This window comes from Mesorhizobium sp. 43Arga (genome assembly GCF_053714255.1).
The window spans coordinates 384,801-410,747 of the sequence record NZ_JBSKBO010000006.1 but is presented as its reverse complement, the minus strand read 5'-3'; the positions used below and the strand labels follow the sequence as shown (position 1 = coordinate 410,747).

General features: G+C 58.8%; 25 protein-coding genes and 3 pseudogenes. 9 read left to right on the top strand and 19 right to left on the bottom strand.

Annotated elements, in window-relative coordinates; all coding sequences use genetic code 11:
• Window positions 1-227 precede the first annotated feature (227 nt).
• The 6 genes and pseudogenes from ACWGS8_RS22775 to ACWGS8_RS22750 form a co-directional block, all read right to left on the bottom strand.
• On the bottom strand, window positions 228-1,427 hold the full coding sequence (locus ACWGS8_RS22775; RefSeq protein ID WP_454582996.1) for an HlyD family type I secretion periplasmic adaptor subunit: 1,200 nt from the start codon (window positions 1,425-1,427) through the stop codon (window positions 228-230).
• Window positions 1,402-2,286, bottom strand: a pseudogene (locus ACWGS8_RS22770) (nucleotidyl transferase AbiEii/AbiGii toxin family protein). The gene ACWGS8_RS22775 and the pseudogene ACWGS8_RS22770 overlap by 26 nt, the downstream one beginning before the upstream one ends.
• Window positions 2,279-2,896 (bottom strand): type IV toxin-antitoxin system AbiEi family antitoxin domain-containing protein, encoded by a 618-nt coding sequence (locus ACWGS8_RS22765; protein WP_454582995.1) that lies wholly within the window; start codon window positions 2,894-2,896, stop codon window positions 2,279-2,281. The pseudogene ACWGS8_RS22770 and the gene ACWGS8_RS22765 overlap by 8 nt, the downstream one beginning before the upstream one ends.
• 516 nt (window positions 2,897-3,412) lie before the next feature.
• A complete protein-coding gene (locus ACWGS8_RS22760) occupies window positions 3,413-4,033 on the bottom strand; it encodes a tetratricopeptide repeat protein (protein WP_454582994.1) in 621 nt (206 codons plus the stop codon).
• A 28-nt stretch (window positions 4,034-4,061) separates the two neighbouring features.
• Window positions 4,062-4,451, bottom strand: a complete 390-nt coding sequence (locus ACWGS8_RS22755; RefSeq protein ID WP_454582993.1) for a hypothetical protein — start codon at window positions 4,449-4,451, stop codon at window positions 4,062-4,064.
• A complete protein-coding gene (locus ACWGS8_RS22750; RefSeq protein ID WP_454582992.1) occupies window positions 4,436-4,954 on the bottom strand; it encodes an ATP-dependent DNA ligase in 519 nt (172 codons plus the stop codon). The genes ACWGS8_RS22755 and ACWGS8_RS22750 overlap by 16 nt, the downstream gene beginning before the upstream one ends.
• Before the next feature lie 324 nt (window positions 4,955-5,278).
• Here ACWGS8_RS22750 and ACWGS8_RS22745 point away from each other — a divergent pair, with 324 nt between their 5' ends.
• Complete coding sequence (locus ACWGS8_RS22745; protein ID WP_454582991.1) at window positions 5,279-5,656, top strand: DUF2934 domain-containing protein; 378 nt, start codon at window positions 5,279-5,281, stop codon at window positions 5,654-5,656.
• 961 nt (window positions 5,657-6,617) lie between these two features.
• On the opposite strand, the gene ACWGS8_RS22740 is transcribed toward ACWGS8_RS22745, so the two are convergent.
• From ACWGS8_RS22740 to ACWGS8_RS22720, 5 genes and pseudogenes are all read right to left on the bottom strand, one after another.
• Window positions 6,618-7,250 carry a class I SAM-dependent DNA methyltransferase gene (locus tag ACWGS8_RS22740; protein WP_454582990.1) on the bottom strand — a complete coding sequence of 211 codons (633 nt, stop codon included), beginning with the start codon at window positions 7,248-7,250 and terminating at the stop codon, window positions 6,618-6,620.
• Window positions 7,251-7,914: 664 nt separating this feature from the next.
• Entirely contained in the window at window positions 7,915-8,646 is a 732-nt protein-coding gene (locus ACWGS8_RS22735) for a hypothetical protein (RefSeq protein ID WP_454582989.1), read from the bottom strand.
• 304 nt (window positions 8,647-8,950) lie between these two features.
• Entirely contained in the window at window positions 8,951-9,187 is a 237-nt protein-coding gene (locus ACWGS8_RS22730) for a DUF768 domain-containing protein (RefSeq protein ID WP_454582988.1), read from the bottom strand.
• A 602-nt stretch (window positions 9,188-9,789) separates the two neighbouring features.
• Window positions 9,790-9,975: a hypothetical protein gene (locus ACWGS8_RS22725; protein ID WP_454582987.1), complete on the bottom strand. Its 186-nt coding sequence runs from the start codon at window positions 9,973-9,975 to the stop codon at window positions 9,790-9,792.
• 46 nt (window positions 9,976-10,021) lie between these two features.
• A pseudogene (locus tag ACWGS8_RS22720) lies at window positions 10,022-10,858 on the bottom strand (ATP-dependent DNA ligase).
• 161 nt (window positions 10,859-11,019) lie between these two features.
• Between ACWGS8_RS22720 and ACWGS8_RS22715 the strand changes: the two are divergent.
• A complete protein-coding gene (locus tag ACWGS8_RS22715; RefSeq protein WP_454582986.1) occupies window positions 11,020-11,214 on the top strand; it encodes a hypothetical protein in 195 nt (64 codons plus the stop codon).
• 240 nt (window positions 11,215-11,454) lie between these two features.
• Here ACWGS8_RS22715 and ACWGS8_RS22710 read toward each other — a convergent pair whose 3' ends face one another.
• The gene (locus ACWGS8_RS22710; protein ID WP_454582985.1) at window positions 11,455-11,856 is read right to left on the bottom strand and encodes an ArsR/SmtB family transcription factor; all 402 of its coding nucleotides are present in this window, start codon (window positions 11,854-11,856) and stop codon (window positions 11,455-11,457) included.
• Window positions 11,857-12,201: 345 nt separating this feature from the next.
• On the opposite strand from ACWGS8_RS22710, the gene ACWGS8_RS22705 reads away from it, so the two are divergent.
• The gene (locus ACWGS8_RS22705) at window positions 12,202-12,420 is read left to right on the top strand and encodes an RNA-binding protein (protein WP_454582984.1); all 219 of its coding nucleotides are present in this window, start codon (window positions 12,202-12,204) and stop codon (window positions 12,418-12,420) included.
• A gap of 181 nt (window positions 12,421-12,601) precedes the next feature.
• On the top strand, window positions 12,602-12,904 hold the full coding sequence (locus tag ACWGS8_RS22700) for a hypothetical protein (protein ID WP_454582983.1): 303 nt from the start codon (window positions 12,602-12,604) through the stop codon (window positions 12,902-12,904).
• Here the strand turns inward: ACWGS8_RS22700 and ACWGS8_RS22695 are convergent.
• The 4 genes from ACWGS8_RS22695 to ACWGS8_RS22680 all read right to left on the bottom strand — a co-directional run bounded on the left by ACWGS8_RS22695 (window position 12,897) and on the right by ACWGS8_RS22680 (window position 17,872).
• The gene (locus ACWGS8_RS22695; protein ID WP_454582982.1) at window positions 12,897-13,121 is read right to left on the bottom strand and encodes a DUF1515 family protein; all 225 of its coding nucleotides are present in this window, start codon (window positions 13,119-13,121) and stop codon (window positions 12,897-12,899) included. The two genes, ACWGS8_RS22700 and ACWGS8_RS22695, sit on opposite strands and share 8 nt — an antisense overlap.
• A 10-nt stretch (window positions 13,122-13,131) precedes the next feature.
• Window positions 13,132-13,542, bottom strand: a complete 411-nt coding sequence (locus ACWGS8_RS22690) for a response regulator (RefSeq protein ID WP_454582981.1) — start codon at window positions 13,540-13,542, stop codon at window positions 13,132-13,134.
• A 64-nt stretch (window positions 13,543-13,606) separates the two neighbouring features.
• Window positions 13,607-16,297: a PAS domain S-box protein gene (locus ACWGS8_RS22685; RefSeq protein WP_454582980.1), complete on the bottom strand. Its 2,691-nt coding sequence runs from the start codon at window positions 16,295-16,297 to the stop codon at window positions 13,607-13,609.
• 531 nt (window positions 16,298-16,828) lie between these two features.
• Complete coding sequence (locus ACWGS8_RS22680) at window positions 16,829-17,872, bottom strand: hypothetical protein (protein ID WP_454582979.1); 1,044 nt, start codon at window positions 17,870-17,872, stop codon at window positions 16,829-16,831.
• A 442-nt stretch (window positions 17,873-18,314) separates the two neighbouring features.
• Between ACWGS8_RS22680 and ACWGS8_RS22675 the strand changes: the two genes are divergently transcribed.
• Window positions 18,315-18,551: a hypothetical protein gene (locus ACWGS8_RS22675; RefSeq protein WP_454582978.1), complete on the top strand. Its 237-nt coding sequence runs from the start codon at window positions 18,315-18,317 to the stop codon at window positions 18,549-18,551.
• A gap of 17 nt (window positions 18,552-18,568) precedes the next feature.
• Here the strand turns inward: ACWGS8_RS22675 and ACWGS8_RS22670 are convergent, their stop codons facing one another.
• The gene (locus ACWGS8_RS22670) at window positions 18,569-18,925 is read right to left on the bottom strand and encodes a VOC family protein (RefSeq protein ID WP_454582977.1); all 357 of its coding nucleotides are present in this window, start codon (window positions 18,923-18,925) and stop codon (window positions 18,569-18,571) included.
• A 188-nt stretch (window positions 18,926-19,113) separates the two neighbouring features.
• On the opposite strand from ACWGS8_RS22670, the pseudogene ACWGS8_RS22665 reads away from it, so the two are divergent.
• The 3 genes and pseudogenes from ACWGS8_RS22665 to ACWGS8_RS22655 all read left to right on the top strand — a co-directional run.
• A pseudogene (locus tag ACWGS8_RS22665) lies at window positions 19,114-19,464 on the top strand (CorA family divalent cation transporter); the annotation flags it as partial.
• A 204-nt stretch (window positions 19,465-19,668) separates the two neighbouring features.
• The gene (locus tag ACWGS8_RS22660) at window positions 19,669-20,568 is read left to right on the top strand and encodes a transglutaminase family protein (RefSeq protein ID WP_454583047.1); all 900 of its coding nucleotides are present in this window, start codon (window positions 19,669-19,671) and stop codon (window positions 20,566-20,568) included.
• 70 nt (window positions 20,569-20,638) lie between these two features.
• Window positions 20,639-21,448 carry a transglutaminase-like domain-containing protein gene (locus tag ACWGS8_RS22655; RefSeq protein WP_454582976.1) on the top strand — a complete coding sequence of 270 codons (810 nt, stop codon included), beginning with the start codon at window positions 20,639-20,641 and terminating at the stop codon, window positions 21,446-21,448.
• A 348-nt stretch (window positions 21,449-21,796) separates the two neighbouring features.
• Here the strand turns inward: ACWGS8_RS22655 and ACWGS8_RS22650 are convergent, their stop codons facing one another.
• Window positions 21,797-22,078 (bottom strand): hypothetical protein, encoded by a 282-nt coding sequence (locus ACWGS8_RS22650; RefSeq protein WP_454582975.1) that lies wholly within the window; start codon window positions 22,076-22,078, stop codon window positions 21,797-21,799.
• A 441-nt stretch (window positions 22,079-22,519) separates the two neighbouring features.
• A complete protein-coding gene (locus tag ACWGS8_RS22645) occupies window positions 22,520-24,031 on the bottom strand; it encodes an alpha/beta fold hydrolase (RefSeq protein WP_454582974.1) in 1,512 nt (503 codons plus the stop codon).
• 276 nt (window positions 24,032-24,307) lie between these two features.
• Between ACWGS8_RS22645 and ACWGS8_RS22640 the strand changes: the two genes are divergently transcribed.
• A complete protein-coding gene (locus ACWGS8_RS22640) occupies window positions 24,308-25,945 on the top strand; it encodes a methyl-accepting chemotaxis protein (protein ID WP_454582973.1) in 1,638 nt (545 codons plus the stop codon).
• The last annotated feature ends 2 nt before the right edge of the window (window positions 25,946-25,947 follow it).

Sequence of the window (25,947 nt, the reverse complement as noted above, 5' to 3'; positions counted from 1 at the left end):
AAAAAATTGCGCTTTTGATTTTTTAAAGGGAAAATCAACGAAAAAAATGTTTTGAGGTTTCACCAACTATCGGGACCAATCGGGCGATTTTGCACCCTTGCATTCCACGGCGCGGTCAAGCCGCCTCGAAAAGTACTGTCAGCGCCCCATCGTCAGCATGTCAACGCGCGTGCCCGTTACAGACCTGACATCGAAACCCGTGCATTGCCCATCGATTGGCGATGCCGTTATTTCTGACGAAACGCGGAATGGATCGACACAACCAGCGGCCCCAGAATGTAGTCGAGTGCGGTGCGTTGCTCGGTAACGATCATGACTGACGCCGGCATGCCCGGATAAAGGGCAATCTGTGGGGCTGAGGCCAATTCCACCGGATCGACCGCCACGTCGGCAAGATAGTAAGAAAACCCGGTCTTGCTGTCGGTGATTCGATCCTCCGAGATGCGGGTGACGCGTCCATGAATTATGGGTATCGAACGCTGCTTGTAGGATGTAAAACGAACTTCGGCGGCCATGTCGGGTCGCAGGTTTGATATATCCTTGACGCGAACTTGCGCCTGGACGATCAGTGAATTCTCGGTCGGCACGATGTCGAGAATGGTCTGGCCCGGCGCCACGATCGCACCGATCGAGAAGACACTGAGATCCATCACCTGGCCATCGTAAGGCGCGCGCACTTCGGCGCGGTCCACGCCAGCCTGGGCAGCAAACATCTTGGGCACGAGGTCGGCAAGGTTCGATTGCGTATCGATCAGCATGGCCGACAGTTTGGCCCGGCGCTCATTGGTCAATTGCGCGATTTGGCTCTCGAGCTCGGCCTTGCTCTGCTGACTGCCGCCGATTGTGCCGAGATTGTCGTCGATCAGGCCCTGCAGATCCGAGGCTGACCTTTCCAGTTCCAGGATGCGCGGGCGGGTCGTCAATCCAGCCTTGAGCAGCTTCGACAGGCTGGCCTTCTCGTTGATCGTCAATTGCAGCTGGGCCTGGTAGGATTCGACCCGAGACTGCTTGCCCCGTATCTGCTCCTCGAGCTCGGCAATGCGCCGCTCGAGGATCTGTTTGGCGCCGGCCATCGAGGCACGCTGGCTTTCCAGATCGGCGATCTGGTTTGCTATTGCATCGTTGAGATAGTCCTCGTGCTCTTTGAGAATGTCTTTGGGAAAGGCAACCACCTCGCGGCCGTCCAGTTCGGCCCGGATCCTGGCGTCGGTTGCGCGCAACAGTGCATATTGCTGGGCATAGAGATTGAACTCGGACCGAACCCTGGTGTCGTCCAGCTTCAGCATGATGTCGCCCTTCCTGACGACGTCGCCATCCTTGACGCGGATCTCCTTCACGGTACCACCGTCGAAGTGCTGTACGCTTTTTCGATTGCCTCCACCTTGACGATGGGTTCGTGCGTCAAATGCCAGCTTGGGGCGGGTCAAGCTTCGCCGCTGAGGCGGCGTGGGGCATCAAGAAACTCGGCGAGATCTGCGACGACGTTTCCCAGATCACCCGGATCGTGGGCGACGTCTGCGACAAAAGCACGCCATTGTCGCTGCTTCTGAGCATCCTCGCCAAAGGCCGGTGTCAGCGCATCGGGCGCGTCTTGAGGTATCGCTGTTCCGCGCCGCGCGAAAGTGGCGGCAATCGCTCGCGGTAGCCTGTCGCCCCCAAAGGTGAACGACCGGCTGAGAATCCAGATATCGTAGAAGTCCTTCATCCGGCTGTTCGCTCGCCCAAGCGCCACCATCGCCTGGAATTTCTCGGCTATGACGGTCTCCCGCACATAGGCCCGCAGCCGCGGCATGGGAAAATCCAGCATGGATGGATAGTCCAGCATCTCCGCGCCGGGCTCCATCGCATCGCCGAAGCCGATGTCGATCGTCAGGCTGATCCGAGCGCCACTAATGGAAGCCGTCGTCCTCAGCCTCAGCCCACCATATTCCAGCTCTTCAGGAATTCGATCGACACGAAGCTCGTCGGCGTCGAATTCGACGCCGTCGGCGGCGTCGTGCGCGAGGATCTCTCGAATATCGCCAGCATCGGTTCTGGGCGCGGGTCCCCGAACCCCAGGAGATCCAGGTCGCGCGTGCCGCGGTGCGGATCATCGAACCAGCCCATCATCAGCATTGCTCCCTTGAGCACGAAGCGGTCGGAATGCCGTGACTGACTGAGCCGGAATAGCAGCCGCTCAAGGGCGAAGCGGGTAAGAACAATGTCGAAGCTTTGCCCGTTTGCCTTGGATAGCTGCAGCAAGCGCGCTCGCACCGAAGCACCGACGTTCTTGATCTCCTTAGCCATTGGCTGTCAGTGCCTCGAGATAGGGCCGGATTACGGTGGCGACGCCGCCAAACTCAGCCTGCCTGGCGATTTCGCCGGCCGTGGCCTTGCGCTGGCGCAGCGCCTCCTGAAGTCCCTCGATCGCCACCGATAGACCAATCTTGTTGCGATACCGGAAGCAATCCGCGATCGTTTTGACAATGCCGAACACCTTTACCGGCACGCTCTCGACGATATGCGTTTCGACGCTTTCATTGAGCAGGCTTTCGGTGAAGCGCACGATTCGAATGGATGTGCCATCAGGTTTCGGGGCCCAATCCTTTCTGCCTATGGCTATCCAGACATGCTTCGGGAGCTGATCGGTCAGGCCGTGGAATGCGAGAGCCGAGACGAGGCAGACTACGCCCTTTGGCACGCGCTTGGCTGCCTCGGCCAGGCTGTGGCTGGCAGCGAGCGGTGCGTCGGAGAGCTGGTAAAGGCCTCGCGCAAGTCGGAGCACCTCGCCGTCCTGCTCCATGCGGCTCACGGTAGCGGCAGTCACGCCGGCATCGCGCAGTTCGACTAGACGCGCGATACCGCGCGCCGCTAGCAGAGCGCGAGCGATTTGGCGTTGGGATGCGGATTCGGGCATTGATACAATAACTCGGCACTTACGTTCTATAGTCCGAGGATTTGTATCATTGTTCGAGAATAATGGAAGGCCAATCAGCATTCGTGTGCGATCTCTTTGCAGATGCGGCGCCTCATATTCGAACCGGCCGAGAAAAATCCTTCAGGGGTTCGAGGCCCCGGAGCATGTGGCAAGAACGTTGATTTCATTAGATTTTTATGGCCAAAACCAAGGGCTTCCCGTATCGTTCCGCATGAACGCGCGTTCGACCACCACCCCGTTCCGTGAATGCACAGCGCGTAGAGCGAACGCTCGATAGCACTGCGGAGATCATTGTCGAGCGCACCGACCAAGGCGAGCTATGGCTTCCGTTCTACGACTATTTGGAGAGCGCAATGGGAAGCCTCCAGACAAAATCTTAAAGAATTTCATGATCAAGATGCAGGAAATTTGCCGGTGCTAAACAGCTAGGGGGTCGACCGCCGAAGTCTCCTGGCGGGATTCGGCAGCAGTAGGTCTCCGGTGAATACGGAGTGGCTAAGTTGTTGGACTTGGCTTGCCAAACCCTGCTCCGGCGGGAAGTCCGGCCGCGTTCAGCACCGCGATCACCCGTTCCAACCGTTCGCGCTCGCGGTAACGGTTCGCGCGGCGGACCTGATCCTGGTCGATGTCCGCCTTTCGCCCGACAGCTTCCGCGACGGCGCGGCGCGCGTCTTCCGTCCGTCCGGCGAATCCGTGGATGACGGCCAGCATCAGATAGCCGCAAGTGTCCTGCGGATTGGCTGATATATACCTATGCAGGCTGACCTGCGCGCCGGCGTCATCGCCTAGCCATGCCCGGGCATGGGCGATGTGATAATCGATCCAGGTGAAGGTCTGCGGCGACAGTCGCGCGGCGCGCTCGAGTGCGACCAGCCCTTCCCGCACGTCGCCGGAATAGACCGACATGAGGCCGAAGAAGCCGAGCGTCCAAGCGTCGCTGGGGCTGAGGCTGGCGCCGCGGCGGCATAGCGTGATCGCCTCGTCGTGTCGGTCGCGAAGCCATGCCACTCCGCCTAAAAACATTATGGCATTAGCCGTGTCCGGGCGCCGCGCCAGCACCTCCTTTGCGAGTCGTTCCGCCGTAGCCAGTGCGTACTCACGATCATCGCCTTGCATGGAGTAGCGCGCGTCATACCACCAGGTCTTAACGAGCAATACCTTGGCGGTCCGGGTCGATCTCTAGCGCTTCCTGCAGCAAGTCACGGGCGCGGCGGTTGTCGGCTTCGGACCACCTCTCGTGATGCGCGTCGGCGACGACGCAGCGTTCCCAGGCGGCGAGGCTTCGGGTCTGACCATCCCACAGCCGCGCGTAGTCCCCGCTGGTAAATTTGACTTGCATGGCCACCGCGACCTGGCGTGTGATTTCCTCCTGCAGGGCAAAAATGGCGTCGGCGCGGGTTCGGGTCAGATTTTCCCGCTGCCCACTGGTCTTGCGGCACGGAGACAGGTCACTACGCGCAACACCGTAGAAAATATCGGAGGGGTTTCCGAATGGGGAAAGGCCGTAGCGCACTCCCGCTACCTCGAGCGCCATATCGCGTAGATCATGGCCGTTGTGGTGCAGCAGGTCGAAGGCGACGACATACAGGCATGCTGGCGGCGGGTGATCGCCTTTCGCAACTCGGCAGAGTCGGACAGCCAGGCCTCGTCCAGAACGATGATCTCGCCGTCGATGATCGCACTCTGGACGCCAAGTTTTTTCGCCGCCCCTTTCACAAGGTCGCGATATTTCGCTGTCCAGTCATGGCCGTTGCGGGTGTAGATGCGCGTGCTGTTTTTCGTCGATGACCATCTGCGAGCGATAGCCTTCGAACCTGACCCAGGCCTCGTCGCGGGCGCGCCAAATGGCGGCCGCCACGTCATCGTCGCTGACATCGACGGAGGCACGGAGAGCATTAAGCCGCGCGGAAGCAAATCGTGATTGCCCTGGTACTCGGCAAAACGTTCGGAAAGAACACCCCTGCCCTTGCCCACCTCTGCGGCAAGCGCCTTCCAGGCGCCAATCTGTGCAGCATTTGGAACGGCGATCCTGGCCAATGCCTGCGCGTCTCCCGACCATGGATGCGAGCGCGCAATCACGGCCTGCCATCGAATTGCTGCCATCCGCGGCCTCGCGCGCCGCCTTGGTGTCGCCTACGTGCCCACTGGTCCTTGCCGACAAAGCCGACTCCAGTCTGTCCCTGACAGGTTCGGGCACGGCCCGTTCTTCGCCAACCTGCTCGCGAGCCGCCTGGAGCGCATCGGCTGCTGCCGCGGCTTCCTCGCGCGCCACACGCACACCTGCAACGACAAATGCATTCCATACGCGGATCAATCGGCTCCCCTCCGCGTTGACGGGAATCACAACAAGGAGGAATCGCCATGGGCGACGATCGGCACCAAAGAGTTCAGCAACGGGCATACGAAATTTGGGAGCGCGAAGGAGGCGTTCACGGCATTGACGAACGTCAGTGGCACCAGGCTGAGGCAGAAATCGAGCGCGAGGACCAACTGGAAACTGAGCAGGCATTCACTGAGCCAAGCGCCGTTGGAGCCACGGTGCTATCAGCCAAGGCGAGAAAGCTGCGGCGCGCTGAGCCCGCCAGTTCCGACGTCATGACGGTAGAAGCGTTGGCGATGCGTACCGGCATTACGGGCGACCAAGCCCAAGACCTAATTGATAGGTTGGGCAATGACCGTGAGGCGATCGAGGAAGCAGCACGGAGCTTGGCGACCGGTCAACAAAATTTCAGCAAATAGAAAGCCCGCCGAAGCGGGCTTCTATCGATTGTGGTGCGGTGGGCTAATGCAAATACCCCAAAAGCCACAGAATGATAATGATGGGAATCGGGATTCCGAGGAGCCACAGTAATCCGCCTCTTAGCATTGATTTCCTCCATTAGTTGCCTGGAGGAAAAACGCTCCTCGATGGGCATTAGTTCCGCACATCTCCGGGAGTATCCGCCAACCTGGACGCAACGCCGTCTCACTCAGTAAGCACTCCAGACACGGCTTGCGGCCTAGTGCGACGTCCAGCAGCGCTGCGCCAAAGATAAGGCGATCGGGCCGTGGATCTTCCACTGCGAAGGACCGAACTCCGTAGAGCTCGTCTCCCCGACTTGTGTCTACCTCGTGAGCACAAGCGACGGCATGTCCTGGTCTTGATGCGTTATGCACAATGCACTGGCCTAGCTTGAAGCGCCAGTTGGTGGCGGTGGTTCGGCGATAGCCGCAGTACGACTGAGGGGTTCCTCGATGCCCCACACCATTTCACTGAACGGCTGTTCCTCGTAGGTTTCCACACGATGGCGGATACGTCCGCGAAACACGATCATGGCTTTGATGGACTCTCAAGGGCCATCGCGCTGCCCCGCAAGGGTTGGCTGAGGTGTCATCAGCGCCTTTGCCGTTGATCTCGGCGGCAAACTCGCAACAGGTGTTGCTATCGGCATTGGCATTGCGGTCGGTCGCGCGCTGGCTGGCTGACGCAAAGGCGACCGGCGCGGCCCTACATGACGTAACGGAAAGACTCAGCTATGTCTGAGGTGCGGCGGACCTGAATAGGGACCGTCTGGCCGACGCCATTCAGGCAAGCTCACAGCAGAAGCGCGCCAGCCATCGGTCCAGGAAGTTGATCCCGCGAGTACTCATGCCGCGATAGGCTGCGCCCGCATATTAGGTTCCGCCAGTCGATCTCGATGATCTGCTTTGGCCTGCTTCACTATCGCTTTCTGGCGACCACTAAGAAATTCTGAGCAAAGCGTGCTGGGACCCCAGCTCTCCTGCATATCGTCTCAACAGGCCTGACCAATATTTCGCAAAGCCTTGGTAGCAGCCACCCGGGCCGTGGCAAGAAACCATAGCCGATGACCCGCTCGACGACAAATCCGTTGGAAGCGAGCATCTGGCGATATGCGTGGATGCTCAACGTACTGCGAACCACGCGCCCCTGAAACCGGTTGAGAAAGCGGCAAACCAGCCCCGCCGGCGAGGTTGCATTCATGTGGATGTTCGAAACCAGCAACCCACCATCGTTCAAATGCTCATGAATGGCCGACAGTGCCTCCCGCCTAAGAGGGTCTTCAGCGTTCAAGAAGAATCGAAAGGCTGTAACCACGTCGAATCTTTTGGAAAGGGGGGCACCCGTCAAATCGGCTTTCACCAGCTTGACGTTACCCGGAACTCGCGCGCAAGCAAGCATGCATTGAGAGACGTCGACGCCAACGACCTCAGCAAACAATGGGCCGGCAACAGTTGTAACGCGGCCTGTGCCGCAGGCGAAGTCGAGGCAGCTGCGTCCCGGCCCGCCAAGAGGCCTGAGATTACTTTCCGCCAGGGGGCGTTCGATACGCAACCACAAGGCGGCTTAGTAGCTGGAACGGAAGGTTTTAGTGTAATCTGTGCCGTAGCCTGGTGTCTGATGGCTCGATCGGTAGTCGCTATAAGCGCTCTCCTCGAATGACCGCTCGGTCAACACATCACCATGAGAACCGCCCATCACAACAACCTCCATTCTGGGCTTGCCAATAGATTTCACTCGTCCTGATTGATCTTCATGCGTTCGCATGAGGCAAACCTTACAAAAAATTACAGAAGGGGCCGAACTCCGATATGCCGGAGGCAGAGACAATTCAGGCCGCCCCCTCCGTGCACATTCATTCCTCCCGAAAATCCTGCAATGAAGCGTGTCGCAAGTCTTCCTCGCCGCGCAAATGCTTCACACGGCCGATGATCCCGGGCCTGACCCACTTGGGTGGCCGGCCGCTTCATGCCCATCGGCGCTGGCCCGTGCTGCTGGACACGCTTCCATAGCCGCTCGCGGATGGCGCAGCTGGAATTGATGAAGGCTGAGCCGACCTTGCTGTCGATCGGCCACGTTGCCGAATAGGCTAAGCATGGCGCCTCTTAATTGCGAAAAGCCCGCTGCATTTCCGCAGCGGACTTTCCGACGGGCTGGAGGCCGGAGAGTGTCACATCGGGCCTCCTGCCTGTTCACAATTCTGTCCCCTAAAGCCGGGTCAACGATGCGAGATCATCAGGCATAGTTGACGCAGGTCACGATCGTAGCTGTCCTGGTTGCCCAGCACATCGGCACAACGTTTCTTCATTCGCGTCAGCTGAACGCCCGACATCTGGGCGACGACCTTAGGAACGCTACCGGGCAGGCCCAGCGTTTCTGGGGTCCCTGGAGTGCCTAACGTTCCTAGCGTTCCTGGCGTGCCGGGCACCGTGCCACTGACGCCTACGCCGGCGCCGATGCCATTGCCGACGCCCACGCCTGCGCCTACGCCGCGCGTGTCGATGTTAGCGCCCAGCCCGGCGGTCACACGGTTGGAACCACCGACGTTAGCACCCAACCCGGCGGTCACACCGTTGGAACCGCCGACGGTGGCACCCAGCCCGGCGGTCACACCGTTGGAACCGCCGACGTTAGCACCCAGCCCAGCGGTCACACCGTTGGAACCGCCGACCGTCGCACCTGCGCCGGCCGTGACACCATTTGAACCGCCAATAGAGGCGCCGGCGCCGCCGTTAACGCCATTCGAGCCGCCCACGGAAGCGCCGAGCCCAGCATTGATGCCGCCACCGCCGCCGACAGACGCGCCAACACCGGCATTAACGCCGCCGGACCCGCCAACCGAAGCGCCAGCTCCGACTCCGATCCCGGCTGCGTTCGTCGGCATAGACAACATGAAAGCCACTGCACTTCCTGCCAACATTCTGGTGAAAGTTCTGATGGTGAAGGCCATAACACTCTCCCTTGTTGTAGTTGCGCTGAGGCAGTCAAACAATTTTGGCTGCAGCTAAATTACGCACCGCTAATGCTTTGAGTTTCTTAACAAAGGTTATCTTTCGTCGGTATGGCTAAGCCGCAACTAAGCGCCATCCAGAATATTTATTAAAATGCGTCTCGACCCCCCTCACGGCCGCCCGGATTGTCTCAGCTGATACAGGTGGGCTGACCCTGGACCACACTCTAAAGAGCGGGCTCGCATGGGCGGGAAAGTTCACACGGTGACGCACGTGTCCGTTTTACGCGAAACTCAAGCGACCTTACTCCGGCAAACCCGGGTCGAAATGCACGATGGCATCGAGGATCGTGCGGTAAAGGCTGTCGACCTCTTCGTCGATCTCGCCGCGCTTGATGCCGAGCACCTTGGCGTCGGCGATGAGCTTGTGGGTGAGTTCGTCGACCGAGATGACATCGGCCTTCGCCGTCTCAGGAACGTTTTTTGCAATCCAATGGTCCAGAAAGTTGATGCCACGAATGTCATTCGACTTCGATGACACGAGCCGTTTTCCTCGGTGCGGGCTTGGTCCGAGGCCTGGCTTTCGGCGGTGGCCTTAGCAATTCGGCTTCCATCTTCAGCCGCAGTTCTCGCAGCCGAAGTGTCTTGCTATCTCTCGCCTCACGCTCAGCATCGATCAGCAGGCGGGCCACTCGGTCTGCCCTCGCAATCCTTTCCTTGTCGACGCTACGCCGCATTAATCCTATCGACTCCTCTGAGTAGGAAATGTGAGTAGGAAATGCCTGCGCTAACGCCCTGTTCCGAAAAAAGATAACTCGGCAAACCATCTTTTGTTGTTGACGCACCTTGGCGTCAGGCGGAGCCGCTTCCACTTCGACGTCCTCCCCATCTGCGCTGCAGCCATGCGGCGGCTCGGCGCCCGGGCATGGTGGTGCGGGACGCCGAGCCTAGCCGGCGAGACGAGTGGGGGTCCACTGCATCCCGCCGGCTCCAGCCGGTTATGGGCTTCCTAGGATTTTTTCGAAGCATCCAAATGAACGAAACGTAGGACACCGGCACGGGCAAACGCGCGCTAAGGCGGCGGCGCTGACGTCAAGATGATGCCAAAATCGGGCGCGATAGGCCGCCAGCTTCTGAAAGCAGCTATGACGTACTCAACGCAGAGGTAGGCAGTCTTCGGCGCAGACCCCGCATGATGGCTTCGAAAACCGCGCCAATTTCTTCATCGATCTCTTGGCCTGGAATGCCTTGGGCTTCAGCCGCCAGCTTCGCATCTACAGCCATTTCAATGATCAACAGAACGTGGTCAGTGATCGGATCGTCGGACAAATGGTCCGATATCCAATCGTGAAGAGAAAATCGCTACCTCGCTTGCTCATTCCTCTCTGAAATCCTGCAATGAAGCGTGGGCGTAGGTCTTCCTCGCCGCGTAAGTGCTTCACGCGGCCGATGATGCCGGGCTTTACCCATTGCGTCGCCGGCCGCTTCATGCCCTTCGGCGGCGGCCCGGCATGCTCCTGGACCCGCTTCCACAGCCGCTCGCGGATGGCACGGCTGGAGTTGATGAAAGCGGAGCCGACATAACGCCCCGTCTTCCGGTCGGCCATCAAGGCAAAGGCCGGTTTGCCCACCTCGCGCTCGACACCGAGGAGCTCGTATTCGTCGATCGAGTAGCATTTCTTCAGCCAGTTGGTCGACGGGCCGCTGCAGTATTTGCTGTCGCGGCGCTTCGATACCATCCCCTCGAGGCCGCCCCGGTCGAGTAGGTGAAAGATCGCCTTAGCCTCGCCCGGCAGGGGCTTGCTAAACTGGATCCGGCCGCCAGGCTGGATCATGCTGGCCAGGATCTCGCGCCGCTCCTCAAGCGCCATGTCGCGCAAATCGTGGCCATTGAGGTGCAGAAGGTCGAAGGCGACGAAATAAAGGTCGTGCTGGCGCCGCGTGATCGCCTTGCGCAGCTCGCCGAAGTCGGACAGCCCTGCTTCGTTGAGCACAATGATCTTGCCGATCTCGCCGTCGACGATCGCGCTTTCCGCTCCAAGGGTCTTCGCCTCCTGCACCAGGTCGCGATACTTGACCGTCCAGTCATGGCCTTTGCGGGTGTAGATGCGTGTCCCGTCTTCGTCGATGATCAGTTGCGAGCGATAACCGTCGAACTTCACTTCGTGAATCCAGCCATCGCCTTCCGGGGGCTGGTCGACAGGGTCGGCATCAAGGGCGCGACAAACTTCAAACGTCATGCACGGAACTCTGACAGACCGCCGTTAAATAAGATTGAGCTAAAATAGTTCCAAAACCGGAAATCCGAGCGCGAATGCAACAAAGCGAGGGTAATCCACGTTGCGCATCGAATTGGACGCTAGGAGAGCGACAGTGCCAAAATACCACGTCGAGGAAATGGACGGCGACGCCGTCACGGCCACCCATGTCGTCAATGCCACCACACCCTTGAAGGCCGCTCGGGAAGCAACCGAACGCGAAGTCACCTTGCATACCAGTGAGCCTGTATGGATCCGCGTTACTGACGAACAGCGTGGCCACGTCTTCAAATACAGTTTCAGTCTCTAGTGCAGGAGTTCATTCGCGATGACAAAGCTATCCGACCTTGGCCCTCCAATCACCGGCAAGCCGCGCGGCGGTGCCAAAGGGAACGGACACGACCGTTTCTACAGCTGCGCAACTTGTGGCCAGAAGGTAGACATGCGCGATTTCCGTCAGGTGATGTGGCACGAAAGGCCGAACCATGAACCACTCGAACCGGAAGGCGGTGCGGACATAATCCCGTTTCCGAAACGCCTGAGATAGACTTCACGGTCGCTGCAGAATGCCAGGGGATGGTTCGGGAAGCTGCCCTCTTCGGGCTAGATCATCCAGCAGCCGGATGACAGCCTTGGCCTCTTCCGACTTGCACGCATAGTAACGGCGAACGCCCTCGGCGCGGCATTCGAGGATTCCTTGATCGAGCAGCAGGGCCAAATGCTGGCACATGGCGGAATGGCTGAGATCCATTTGCCAAGCGAGATCACCCACCGTTCTTTCGCGGTCCATCAAAAGTGCGACTGTCAACAAGCGCTTGCTGTTACCCAAGACGGCGAGCCACCGACCGGCGACCGCTGCCTGGCTCCGGAAGCTGGGGCGCTCGGCCGGCGCTGGGCGAAGAGCTAGTTCGGACCGAATTTCCGTCAGTCGTTGTTTGACATATGAAGCCATGCTTTTTGCTCCATCATCCGGAAGTGGCGCAAAGTTACTGTGATCGGCTCAATCGTCAAGCTAGTTCTAAAGAGGCACGCTGTCCTTTGGGAGAGCAGCGGGCACTCTGGGAGTGGGGCTGGGAGCAACCAGCAAGGGTCAACGACCGGCGCCGGGGTTGGTTGCCAGGCTTTCGGCTATCCGATTCACAATTCGGGCTCCAAATCTCAGTCAACGACTACATATGATTGGTAACGCTGCGGCGACTGGTGTAAGGTTGTCCTGTCGTCCGCACCCAACCGAGGCAGACGGACGCTTGAAAGTCAACTCAGGTGCTTTCGCCCCGATACGAGGGAGGAGAGCGTCATGGCTTTATCAAAATTCATCAGCTTTTTCACGTCTGAAGACCTGAATATTCTCCAGAAGGTATTCAACCAGCTATGCCAAGAGCGTCGTCTGGCCCTTAAGGACAAGGACCAGAGGGACCAACTCGCCCGCGAGATCATGGAGGCCTTCGAGGATGGTCTCACCGACGAAGCAAAGTTGTGGCAGTCGCTATCAAAGCGCCGGAAGGCCGAAGCGTAAAGCCGCAACGCTCGCCCGGGTGACCGGATCAATGAGCGCCGTAAACGCTCTTTGGTCGGCTTGAAATCGAGCGCCGCACCCATGGGCTGCGGCGGGGTTGTTGACACCCGCCCTATGAAAGGCGTACGTCGCGGCTCGCCCCCCGCGTCCTGGGAGCGCTTTTACCCATTGAGGTGCCAAAATGGACGACAATTATACCAATGCCCGTGAACACTTCTTCGTTGCGATTCGGGCGCTCGCAGCCTCTACAGATAGCATTCAAGCGAGGCTGATTGAGGCAAACAAAAACATTCTGAACGTCACGATCGATGAGTTCGACGGCGACCGCGAACTCAAAATAAAGTTTGCGAAATTGCTGGACCTTCTGGCGAACGATCAAGATGATTTGGAGACCGTCGCCGTCGAGAACGCAGCCCACATGACGGACTTCGAAGCTGTGAAAGTCGCCGATCTGATCTGCGACTTTTATTATGAGATCACCTAGTTTCGGTTTGTGGCTGGTCGCCTCGTAGGGCGCGCCAGATATCAGCCCAATATGCTGTCACTAGGGACGCCAGCGCAGCCGCTGCCATGCCAGTGACACCCAAGGCACCGAGACCCATGAGCTTCCAGCGCGTCCCCTCGGCCGTCACTTCCTTCACGCTCGTCGTGTCAGCATTGAGCTTGCTGAGGGCCGTTTCGGTGGCAGTGACATCAGTCACGGAACAAGCATCACTCAACCCCGCCTTCGAGCTCCTGGAAGGCAGTTCGAACGGCTGCGACTAGCGTGGCTATCGAATATGGCTTCTGTACCCAGCCCAGCGGTCTGGCGGCCTCGGCTCGAAGCCTCACATCATGATCGCCATGCGCCGTGGTGAAGATGCAGCGTATGCCCAATTCGCGGTACAACTCCAGCGCCGCATCGATGCCATCCCGTTTACCAAGCAGTCGGATATCCATCAAGGCAAGCGCCGGCTCGGTCGTGATAGCCATGCTTATCGCCTCATCGGCGCTCGTCGCGAGGCCGGCTAGCGAGAAGCCTTCGGCCAGCAGCCCCGCCTCTATGTCCATTGCGATCAGATAATCGTCCTCGACGATCAGTATCGGCTGGCTCCGAGCGGTTTTGGCCTGTTCGCCGCCCATTTCATCCCGGGAGAAAACCACCTGCGGTTTGAATGACCGACTGATGTCTCCGGCAGGACCTAGCTCACGTATGGAGGATTTTGGGGGCAAGGCCACTCTCCTGGGGCAACAGACGAAAGGTCACCATGCATTTGGACGGATGCTGGCTCACATCAAAGGCTCCGCCGATCTGTCTGACTAATCCTTCGACAAGTCGCAGGCCCGAGGACGAGGGGCGCATCGTATTCAGGTCGAAGCCCGGACCCTCATCCTCGACCACAAGGCTAATACTTCGGCCGTCTTGTTTAATCGAAACGCGAATGGTTCCGCGCCCAGGTGCGGGCAGACCGTACTTCACCGCGTTGGTCACAAGCTCATTGATGATGAGCGCAAGTGGCATCGCGACGTCGTTCGGCAGTTGAACCCGATCTGCCTCGCAGACCAATTGAACTGTCACCGGGAACATCTGTTTTGCCGTTTCGCAAACAGCTCCCAGGAAAGGCCCGGCGCCGAAGTTGACCGCATCGGGCGTGTCATAGAGGACCCGCTGAGCGGCAGCCATCGTCGCCACCCGCTTGCTGGCCTCGTCCAGGACGGTCCTAGCCTCCAAACTCTTGCTGGTCCTCGCCGCCATCGAAAGCAGGGACTTTAGCATCATCATGTTGTTTTTGACGCGATGATTGAGCTCATCGAGCAAGATCCGTTGCTGGGTTTCGGCTTGCTTGCGTTCGCTTACATCGACCAGCATGTTTATGGCGCCGGTGACGTTTCCAGCGGCATCCCGCATCGGCGTCGGATAGGGAATGAAGGGAACCCGGGTGCCATCCGGCCGCTCGGCCACTGCTTCGTAACCCCGCACGGGCCGACCTTCGCGGAGCGAAACGGCCATCGGACATTGGTCGTGAGGAAGCGGCGTCCCATCCGGCCAGTAGAGCTTCCATGTGACGCACCATTCGTCGGCGCCAATGACGGGTGTGCGGCCAGCCAGTTGCACCGCCGCTTCATTGAAGTAGGTGATCTTGCCATCCCGATCGGTGGTGTAGATCGCGGCAGGAATGGCGGCGAGCAGGTCTTGAAGGTGGCGCTCGCTGTCTCGTATCTTCGCTTCCGCAATTTTTTTGTCAGTTATGTCTCGGGCGATTTTGGAAGCGCCGACGATATGGCCCGACGCATCCCGCACCGGCGAAATTGTGAGAGAGATATCCACTAGTGTTCCGTCTTTGCGGCGGCGAACCGTTTCGAAATGATCCACGAGTTCGCCGGTGCGTATGCGGCCTAATATCAGCGGCTCCTCGCCCAGCCGATCCTCAGGAATGATAGTGGTGATGGGCCTACCGACCATCTCCGCGGCCGTATACCCGAAGAGGCGCTCGGCGCCGCGGTTCCAGGTCGAGACGATGCCTCTGAGATCCTTGCTTACGATGGCGTCGTGGGACGACTCAACGATTGCCGCCAATCGTTGGGCCGCATTCTGTGCCTTGACTCGCTCGATGCCGAACCCAAGTTGGCGTGCGATTGTCCGGGCGACTTCAATCTGCTGCGCCGAGCAATCGTGCGGCTCGCCGAAATAGGCCATGAACTTACCCAGCAGACGGCCACCTTCGGTAATCGGAATGAAGCAGACCGCGCCGATGCCTTCTGTTCGGACTGCCTGTCTCAAGGCGTTGGGGAGTTCGGCCTGTTCCACATCGGGCATGCAAATGGGCTTCGGATCGTGGTCTGCCGCGGACCAGGGCGAATGGCCTTCCACAGCGTTCCGATACGCATCCGACAGGCCGCGCCAGGCGACAAACTTCATGATGCCGTCGTCCAACAGCAGAATAGAAGCACGTTGGCATCTCAGCCCGCGCTGAATTGCGTCGAGGGCAGCCTCGTAGACGTCTTCGCGAGTTAGAGCGTGCTGGAGCATTTCCGTCAGATGATGTAGCGCAGCCTGCTCTTCGGCTGTTCGGGCGAGTGCCGCCTCGAACTCTTTTCGTTCGGAGACATCGTGCTGAACCCGTACTGCGTAGCGAAACTGCCCGCTCCCGTCGAGAACGCTGGAAGATGTCACGACAGCCCAGAAAACCGATCCGTCCTTGCGCACGAACCGCTTCTCAATCGTGTAGCTTTTGATCTCACCGGCGACCTGTTGGCGATATTTCGCGCGATCCGCGTCGACGTCGGCAGGGTAGGTCCAACCGAAAACCGGTCGACCAATCAGCTCCTCCTGCGTATACCCCAAGAGACGGCACAAATGCCCGTTCACCCGCAGCAGCCGGCCTTCGGCGTCAGCTTCCACTATCCCCACACCAGCGCTATCATAGGTCAGGGCAAGCCTCTGCTCCTGCTCGCGCAACAGCTCTTGCGCTTTGACCTTTTCAGTCACGTCGATGGTGATGCAGCGTGTGTTGAGGAACCGTCCACCAGCCGAACGCACGTTCGATGTTATCTCCACCCAACGAGTGGATCCGTCCTTTGCGCGCAGGCGAGCGCCGTAATGATTAAGCTGTTCCCGTCGGGACAGGCGGCTCAGTATGTCTTCGATCGCGGCGGGGTCAGCGTGAAATTCTCGGATGTTGCGGCCGACGTATTCTTCGGGGGCATAGCCAAGCAGGTCCAGTTCGGCTCGATTGGCCCGCAAAATGGTTCCGTCATTCGCCACCAGGTGGAAAGCGACGGCTGCATTCTCGAAGAAATCTTCCAGCTCGTTGCCGAGGTGGAGCGTCGCAAGGTGCCCTTCACGGCCCTGGTCACCAGACACAGAAATGCCGGAGGATAAGGCTAGTTGTTCCATGAAAGGTTGAATTCCCATAAACGCAGCTTAACATCCGACCTCGCAGAAGGTTCCAACGGGCTGCAAAAATTCCAGAATCTCGGATAACAGAATCGCGAATTAGCCAAACCGGGAAATCCCTTTCTAGCCTAGCCGGCTAGCAACGGGCGGCAGGTATTGGATATTGGAAGGTGTTTGCCGGCTCTGGGCTGGAAAACCACGACAGTTACATAACGCCTTGATTTTCGAGCTGTTCGTCGCCGACTTGCCACGACGAGCAGCCCGATCAGGTTGTTTCTCTTGACCGCACATTTTGCCTACCTCGGTCAAGCCCGAGACGCATTCCTGCGGCGCCGGCCTACATATCGTCGCGTTTTCCCGGCGTCTCTCATTTTGCCTGGCGGGAATGGCGATTTTCGAAGGCGCATTTGATCTCGGAACGTCCTTAACGGGGTCGGTTGCAGAGCTATCTCCGTTGTTGCCACCAAAACCGGACCGTCCGGAGACAGCCCCGTTGCCGCCATGAACAAGTCTAGGCAGCACATATCTCGTCTAGTCGAATTTTGCCTGGTACCGCTCCTGCGGTGCCCGCCAGCTTTCGATGAAATCCAGCGGATCGACGCTTTCCATCATTGCTCTCGCGAGAGCCAGACGCTCCTCCAGGCGTTTGCGGCAATCATTGTCGTCCGTGGTGTTCAAGCGCTCTTGGGCATCCAGGAAAAAACGCTCTATTGTCATCGCCCTGCCCCACCTTTCAATAATTTCGGCGAGCTGCTTCTGGCTGTCCGCTAGTGCCTGAGCCACCTTGCGGGCATCCTCCTGCTTTAGATAGCGCTCCCACTCCTCCTCTCTTTCTTTCTTCCTCTTCACCGCCGCCACATCCTCGGCGTCCATAAGGCGCTGAACAGTGCCCTTGGCCGCCCTCAATGTTTCCACGATTTTTGGGATCAGAGCGCCAATCGCTACTTGCTCAGTCTCTTGCCAGGTGACAGACCAGTCGACGCCCTTCTTCGGCGAGTAGGCAATGACCCGAAAGCACCCACAGGGCACGTCCTGCTCTCTTGTCCATGAATGCGTTAACTGCCAAGGCTTGGCGGATCGGATGAGCCTGCTGTCTTCCCGATGGTATTCGCCATTGAAGTATCGCACCGTCACTCTTTCGGTCATTTCGGTGATGGCGAGCCCGATCGGCACCCTGCCGACATAGAGCACGGTCGGTCGATCCGGAGCCCAGATGCTCCCGGAGTGATATTGCCCGTATTTGCGATCCTTGCTCTCCATCTCCTGTTCCTTGATGCGGATGCGATCAAGGTCGTCGGCAGCCGGCGCGATTTGGACGCGGTATCCCTTCTCGTCCAGCGCGAGATAGAGGAACTCGCCCTGTTTCACGTCGCGTGTTTTTCGCATGTGCTCCTCAACGCCGAAGAGCAGCCGATGGCGCGCCGGACGATTGGGTTTCGCCACCGGCTTCGTGCCGCGAGCAGCCCCTTCTTTCGCGGTTCTCTTTCGTCGAGGCCTCGGGGTCGACGACGTTAGCTCGATCAGTTCGTCCGATGCCTCCGGCAGTGGCGGCAAGTCTACCGGGAGCCCGAGCAATTTACGCGTCCAAAATCCCGACCCAGGATAGGGAACCTGATATCGCTTGCATATGGCTGCTAGCACCGTGCCGGAAATTCCGAGCTCTGGAGCGATTTTGCTGAGAGGCCTCTCGCAGACTCGATTGTAAAGCTCAAGGCGTGTCAGTTGCACGGCGAACAGTTCTCAATTCGATCGAGGCCGATATCGCATTGCCAGCAGCGGCTGGTGATGCAGATCGCTCGTCATCCGCCTATCAGCGGTTTGGGTAACTTCTAAGACAGCGTGGCGCCGGCGTATCGATTCATAGCAACCGGTCCAACGTTCGCACTTTGGGCATTCGGCGTCGCGGACTGCCGTTCAAAGATGCCTTGTCGACGAGGGCGCAGGCTGCCCTCATGACAACGCGGCAGCCATCCAGGCCCTAACCTCGCGCGCCATGCGTCGGCAAAGGCGCCAGCCTATGTGCCGTCCTCGCGGGGCCATCCCGGCGTCGGCCCGAACGTCGCCAGCAATCGACGCCGACGAATTCGAGCGTCCGCTGCAATCCGGAGGCGCAGATGCCGGCAACAAGATCTCCGAAGACGGCATGCTGGGCGGCCAGAACGCCGCGCCCTTCACTGCTGGCGTCTCCGGCGCCGGTCACTCTGTCGGCCAAAGCGCGGCCGCTGCTTTCATCGCCGCGTCAGCGGCGTTCTGAAATCCGCGGCGGCCGAATCAGGTGTGGAAAGGCCGCGACGGTGGCTCTGCAAGTGTGATAAGGTTGCCGTCAGGGTCTGTAACCTGCGCGATCTTTCCATAGTCACCTTGCTTTTCCCCGGCGATGCTCACGCCAATTTCTTCGAGCCACCGGCGGGCTTGGTCCATGTTCGGCACCACAACTGTCATTCTCCCCGAGCCGGCATGCTCCTGGTCATGGAAAATCTGAATGTTCGCCCCTGCGACGCCGCGCCACTGGATCAGACGATCCATGGGACGATCGTCAGGTCTTCTTTCGAAGAGCTGAGTGTAGAACTGCTCCGCGCGATCCATGTTTGCCGTCGCAAGCGCGGCATAAATTGCTTGAATTTGCATTGGCTGTCTCCCTTCTCGCCGCTCAATGAGCAAGGGAGAAGTTTTGTTCCAGGATCACCGGTATTCCTCCCCCGCAGAAGGCTCCGCTCATGACAGAAACTGTCACCGTCAAATCAGAAGGCATGACGATGTCCGCTCTTATGGCGCGGCACTATCGCAACGTCTTTTCTGCCATGGTCGGGTTTGCGTGCGGAATTACCGCAGGCTGGGGCGATGGAAAATTCGCGTCACGAATGGACGGCCTCAAGCTCGACGTAGCGTCGCTCGACAATTACGAGGTTCATCTCTCCGACAAGGTGCAGTTCCTGCTCGACGCTATGGTCGGGTTAATCGGCATTGCGCAAAACGACATCTTCAAGATCCTCACCATCGTCTCGATCGTCGGCATTCCGCCAACCTTGATGGCGAGCATCTACGGGATGAATTTTAAGAGCATGCCCGAATACGAATGGGCCCTCGGCTATCCCTATGGTTTGGGGATGATCTTTCTCAGCGCAATTATTCCCCTCGCGTGGTTGAAATGGCGGGGTTGGTTCTAGCGGTCGTCAATCGCAGGATCCTAATCTCAAGGTCGGCCTTCGCGCGGCTGGTTTTCGGTGCCTTGTATCCTGGTCCGGCGTTTTGTTTCTGTAACGAATTGGAAGTTCTTGATGGCGCACCTGCCGCTTTAAGGTCGACACCAGGCCGAAGGCACAATCAATTGTGCCGCAACCCATCGCATGTAGAACGTGGTACTCGACGCTATGCCCATTTTTTTAGTGAAGCATTCGACCACCTACCAGTACAGCCGCCCGGTAAGGTTTGGCGAACACCGGTTGATGTTCAGACCTCGCGACAGCTTCGATCAGAGGCTTCTCGACCACGCCCTGGTCGTCGCTCCAGAGCCAAAAGAAGTTCGATGGATTCACGACGTTTTTGGAAACTGCGTCGCGGTGCTCGACTTCGTGGAGTCTGCGAAGACCTTGCAGTTCGAAACTGCCATTCGGCTTGACCACACGCCTCAGCTTGCTCCTGATTTCCGCATCGATGACGCGGCACTCAACTATCCGTTTTGCTACGAGCCTGACGAAGTCGTCGACCTTTGCCAGACCATCGAACGCCAGCATCCCGACGAAGGCGACGAGATCGGCAAATGGGCGCGCCAGTTCTTGGGCGCCGCCCGGCAGACCGAGACAGGCAAACTGTTGATGACGCTGTGCTATGCCATCCACGAAAGCTTTGTGTACTCCCGCCGGACTGAACCTGGGACGCAGCCTCCTCTGGTCACGCTCCATCAGAGGCGGGGCACGTGCCGTGACTTTGCGCTCTTCATGATGGAAGCAGTTCGGTCGCTTGGCTTCGCCGCCCGCTTCGTGACTGGATATGTCTATGTGCCAACCCGAGATAGTGCGGATGTGCGGGGCGGAGGCTCAACGCATGCCTGGTGCCAAGTCTATTTGCCAGGAGCGGGTTGGGTCGAGTTCGATCCGACCAATGGCATTGTCGGCAACAGGGAACTGATCAGGGTGGCAGTCGCTCGCCACCCACGACAAGCCATTCCTCTTTCCGGTAGCTATTCTGGCCCCGCGTCAAGCTTTTTGGGGATGCACGTTGAGGTGAAAGTGACCAAGGAAATAGAGCAGACGAAAGTTGCAGCTCTTTGATATTTTTCTGGGAACCGTTTCGTCAAAGCCGAGTTTGCATCGCTCCTGAACCACCATCATCGGAGCTTTGATGCGAATTCGCGCGGGTTATAACCTCACCTACGAATGCTCCCAGCCAACACCGATGTTGCTGGTCCTTGAAATCCACCCATCGCGACGCGCCGACCTGCTGACTGACCAGGTGATTGGATTTGATCGGCCGATCGAAGCCAGGGGTTACATCGACAGTTTCGGCAACGCCTGCACGAGGATCGAAGCTCCTGCCGGACTGACGACGATATCGACCACCTTTGAAATTTATGACAGTGGCAAACCCGATATTGTCGCGCCCGATGCCGTACAACACGATATCAAAGAACTGCCGGATGAAGTGCTGCGGTTTCTTCTGGGCAGCCGATACTGCGACACTGATCGACTGGGTGATTTCGCTTGGGCGACCTTTGGCGACACGAAGCCTGGATGGTCTCGCGTCCAGGCTATCTGCGATTTCGTCCACAATCACATCGCCTTCAATTATCAAAATGCCGACGCGCTGCGCACCGCGCATGGCGGCTTCACCGATCGAACCGGTGTTTGTCGCGACTTCGCGCATCTGGCAATCGCCTTTTGCCGCTGCATGAACATCCCGGCGCGCTATTGTACCGGTTATCTCGGCGATATCGGGGTCCCGCCCGTTCCGGATCCAATGGATTTCAGTGCCTGGTTCCAAGCCTACCTTAGCGGTCATTGGTTCACGTTCGACGCAAGGCACAACCACCCTCGCATCGGAAGAATCTTGATGGCCACAGGCCGCGACGCGACTGACGTTGCGCTCTCGACCAGCTTTGGTCCGTCGAGACTGGCAAACTTCGAAGTTATTACCGAAGAGATCGCGACTTAGAAATCTTGGAAAAGCGCAATGTGATTCTAGTGAAGCCTGCAGCAGTCTGCGCCAGCTGAGCCAAGGTGCTGCCTGCCCGACCGCCCCAACCGCGATGAACGCTGGACCGCCGCCAAGCCGCAGAGTCATCAAGGCGAGCATGCGCGAGATCTATATGGGCCGCGAGGGGACAGCCGGGCACCGCCGGCTCGCAACAGGCGATCAGTCTCTTTGCCCGCCGTCCCTCGCATCCTAGATGAGGACATGTCTGGCGTTGTGGCTGTTCGACCACAGTACGATGCCGCGGAATCAGGCGCTTGAATACTATTGCCGACAGGAAACGGCTGCAGTGTTGCATATCGACGGCAATCAGGTTGTGCGTTGGTTATTGATCCGCGTTCGCCGATCAAGGATTCGCCAGCGGTGAACCAGGTCAGACCGAGCAGTTTTCTCCCGTTGCTTCGGCCACGACCATAGTTGCAGCGTCAGGATTCCGGTGGCGCTGTTCTGGAAAAGCAGGTTGCCGGTGTTGGCAACGATCTGCCAATTGCGATCGGAAGTACTCCCGGTTCCGGTGTATGATAAATTGCCGGTGATGCCGTCAACGCGTTGAACGATGATGGTCCCGTTCGAGCCGGTACGGCAATGCAAGTCATTCCTCCGTGGGTCTGGGCTCAGCGGTGTCGGCATCATCTACGGCTCAGAGCCGGCACTTCGCCCCCATCTAGAGGCGGGCGCGCCGAGGGTGGTGCTCGGTGATTGGGCGGCAATAAGCGGCGGGTTTCATGCCTACTAGTCTGGCCGTCGACAGGTCCCGACCGCGTTGCGCTTACTCATCGATCTCATTCAGAAGATGCGCCCTCTGGGCTGATCGCACCGAGCTTAATCTCGAGCTACAGACGTCCAGTGGCCGCTTTGGGCTAACAGCGGAAATAATGCAGCCCAAGCCGAACGTCTGCTTTCAGGAAGCGGCAAGGCTGACCTCAATGCCCGCCATTGGGCGCATTGCTACCATTCCATGGTCACAAATGAAGGTCTCCAACGGGTCAAAAGCTTGCCGTAGAACTGGCAAAGTGGATCACCGGTCGTAAGCTACGCGACCGGATTGTGCATCGCCAGGAAGACAGCCGTTTCCTCGAAAAACTGGTCGTAGGCTGACGTGCCTTCAATGAGCACGTGGTTATTTCCCGGCAGTTCGACGAACATCGCCCCCGGAATGAGTTTTGCCATCAGGCGGCCCTCCTCGATCGGCACGACGCGATCGCCCACGCAATGCAGCACGAGCGTTGGCACACGGACCCTCTTTGCCAGCTCTGTCACCTCAACGTTGCTGTTCATTTGCCAAAGTCGCATCGCCGCCTCGGGGCTCGTGGCAATGCGCTGTAGTTCGTCAAAGCTCGCCATAATCTCATGTGGGGCGTCGGGCATGAACGTCGAAGTGAAGAAATGCCTGAAAACAGGATTCGGCGAGCCCCATCCGTCACGGATCATCATCGTCCCGGCTTCATACAGCTTCCTTTGGTCGTGACCGGGCCGCTTTAGCCGACCTCGGACATAACCACCCAGCAGGACGAGACATGTCACTTGTTCCGGATGCTCCACAGCATAGCGCACGGAAAAGGCGCAGGCTTGCGAGATGCCGAGAAGCGCGAACCGATCCACCTGTGCAGCGGTCGCGACTGTGGACATGTCACCGGCCATTGCATCTTCCGATATAGTCTCAACCTCCCAGTCCGAGAGGCCGTTTCCGCGTTGATCGAACCGCACGAGATGGCAAAACTTGGCGAGCTTCGCGAGCATCGGATGCCAGATTGGACTGTGCCATTCATACTCAAGATGGTTCAGCCAGTTCGGACCCTTCAGCACCGGCGCTCCCTGGCCAATGCTGGCCCAAGCCAGTTGCACGCCGTCCGACGCCGTCGCGAACTGCACCCTCTGATGCAGCGCCGCCTCCACAGGTCGAGTCGTCTGCAGCGCCGCGTCGGGCGTCCACTGCCAGACACGGATGGGTCGAGAGATGTTCTTTACCCGCTGGTTGCCCATGTCACGGAAGGGGACCTGGATCCGGTCCTCGACTGCCTGATGCACAATGTCCGAAACGCACACGCCGCCCGGCTTGGCGAGCCCCTCTAGCCGCGAGGCCACGTTTACGCCGTCGCCGAAGACGTCTCCGTCCTCGAACATGATATCACCGAGATTGATCCCGACGCGGTAAAGGATTTGGGTGTTCTCAGGCTCGCCGCTGTTCCGCTCCGCCATCGATCGTTGGATTTCGACAGCGCTCTCAACCGCCTCGACGACACTCGCAAACTCGACGAGCAGGCCGTCGCCCGTGGTCTTGACGATATTGCCTCGATGCGCCGCGATCCTCGGCCTGACGACCTCACCAATATGTGCCCTCATGCGCGCAAGCGTGCCGGCTTCGTCCATCTCCATCATCCGGCTATAGCCGGAAACATCCGCGGCAAAGATCGCAGCAAGCTTCCGCTCGAAAGGGACGGCCACGTCAACCATACCGCAGCGTACGGGTCGAGCAGCCCTTTTGTCGAGCTGCATTCCTAGCCACGCGCTTCGATGGGCTGCAGCGTCCAGATGCGAGGCCATGGGTGCTCTGCTGTGAACAGGGCGCAAGAATGAGTGCTTGCCACCGACAACCCTTAGACGGCGTTGGAGCCGGCCGGGCGAACCAACCGTTCAATTGATCTCAACACGTTGGGCCTGCCGCACCTCGATTGGTGAGCCGACTAGCCGTCATCAGCGCTTGAACGGAAAAGAAACCATTCAGCATCAAACTACTGCCTTTCGACGCACCTTTTTGGGAGCGACGGAACGAGCGTTTGTCGCGCCGACGACGATGTCCCCCAATGGTGAACCGGTTCCATGAAGAGTCTGACAATACGCCACCGCATCCTGTTCAGTTTCGCTGCCGTTCTGGTGGTGATGTCAGTGATAGCCGTCATCGCGTACGCCTGGTTTCTTCAGACGCAGCAGGAGGCGACTGAGGTCGAAAAGGGCATCCTCCCAGACGTCTATCACAGCACCGAGATCATGATGGGCCAGATGACGGCCCATAGCCTGCTTCAGGAATATGCGCTTCAGGACAACCCGTCGGACAGACGCGCCCTTGAAAGCATGATCGCGACCAATCGCGACCAGGTGCAGCGGCAGATGGACGACTATGAAGCAACAATCGTCTCCGATATCGACAAGCAGAACTATGCGATCGTCAAGGAACTCGCCAACCAATTTCGTCTGGCTGAGACGGCTGTGCTGGAAACAAGCCGGGCTGCCTTGTCGAAAGGCGAAACTCCCAATGAAGGCCCGGCCATCAAGAATAATGTAGAGCCGATCTTTCTGAAATTGCAGTCCGCTCTGCAGGCCATGGTCGAGGATCACCGAAGCGAGGCAAACAGCGCGACGCAGCGGATCAGCTCGATCGTCAGAACGGCGGAAGTCGGTTTGAGCGTTGGTTTGTTGATAGCCCTCGGGCTAGCGCTTCTTTTGGGTTACTCGCTGTTTCGCGCCATCACAGGTCCGCTCACCCGGCTGGTCCACGCGGTTCACTTGATGCGGCAAGGCGACTTCAGCGAACGCATCGATCTCAGGCGTCGAGACGAATTCAGCGTGCTTGCCGACGGCTTCAACGCAATGGCGGACGATCTCACTACCCTCATTGGTCAGGTTCAAAGGTCCAGCATACAGGTCGGCACGTCGATCACGGAGATCGCCGCCACCTCCAAGCAACAGCAGGCAACCGCGACTGAAATCGCGGCGACCACCACCGAGATCCGCGCAACAGCCAAGGAAATCTTCGCCACGTCAAACGAGCTGGTCCGGACGATGAACGAGGTCTCGACGGTTGCCGAGCAGACGGCTGCCGTCGCAGGCGGAGGGCAAGCGGGACTGACCCGCATGGAAGAGACAATGCACCAGGTCACGGAAGCGGCAGCGGCCATCAATTCTAAACTCGCGATCCTGAGCGAGAAAGCCGGCAGCATCAACCAGGTGGTGACGACCATCACCAAAGTCGCCGATCAGACGAACCTGTTGTCACTCAACGCTTCCATCGAGGCGGAGAAGGCAGGCCAATATGGCCGGGGCTTTGCGGTGGTAGCGACCGAAATCCGAAGGCTCGCGGACCAGACGGCCGTGTCCACCTACGACATCGAACAGATGGTCAAGGACATCCAGTCGGCGGTCGCGGCCGGGGTGATGGGCATGGACAAGTTTTCCGAGCAGGTCCGCCGGGGCATGCAGGAAATCCAGCAGGTGGGCGGGCAGCTCTTCGAAATCATTCAGCAGGTTCAGGGCCTGGTGCCACGCTTCGAGGTCGCCAATGAAGGCATGCAAGCCCAGGCGACCGGCGCGGGCCAAATCAGCGATACGCTGACCCAGCTAAGCGAAGCAGCTCAGCAAACAGTCGAATCTCTTCAGCAATCGACGCTCGCGCTCGACGAGCTCAATCAAGTCTCAGGCGGGCTGCGAGGCAGCATTTCAAGGTTCAAGCTGAGAGCATAGCG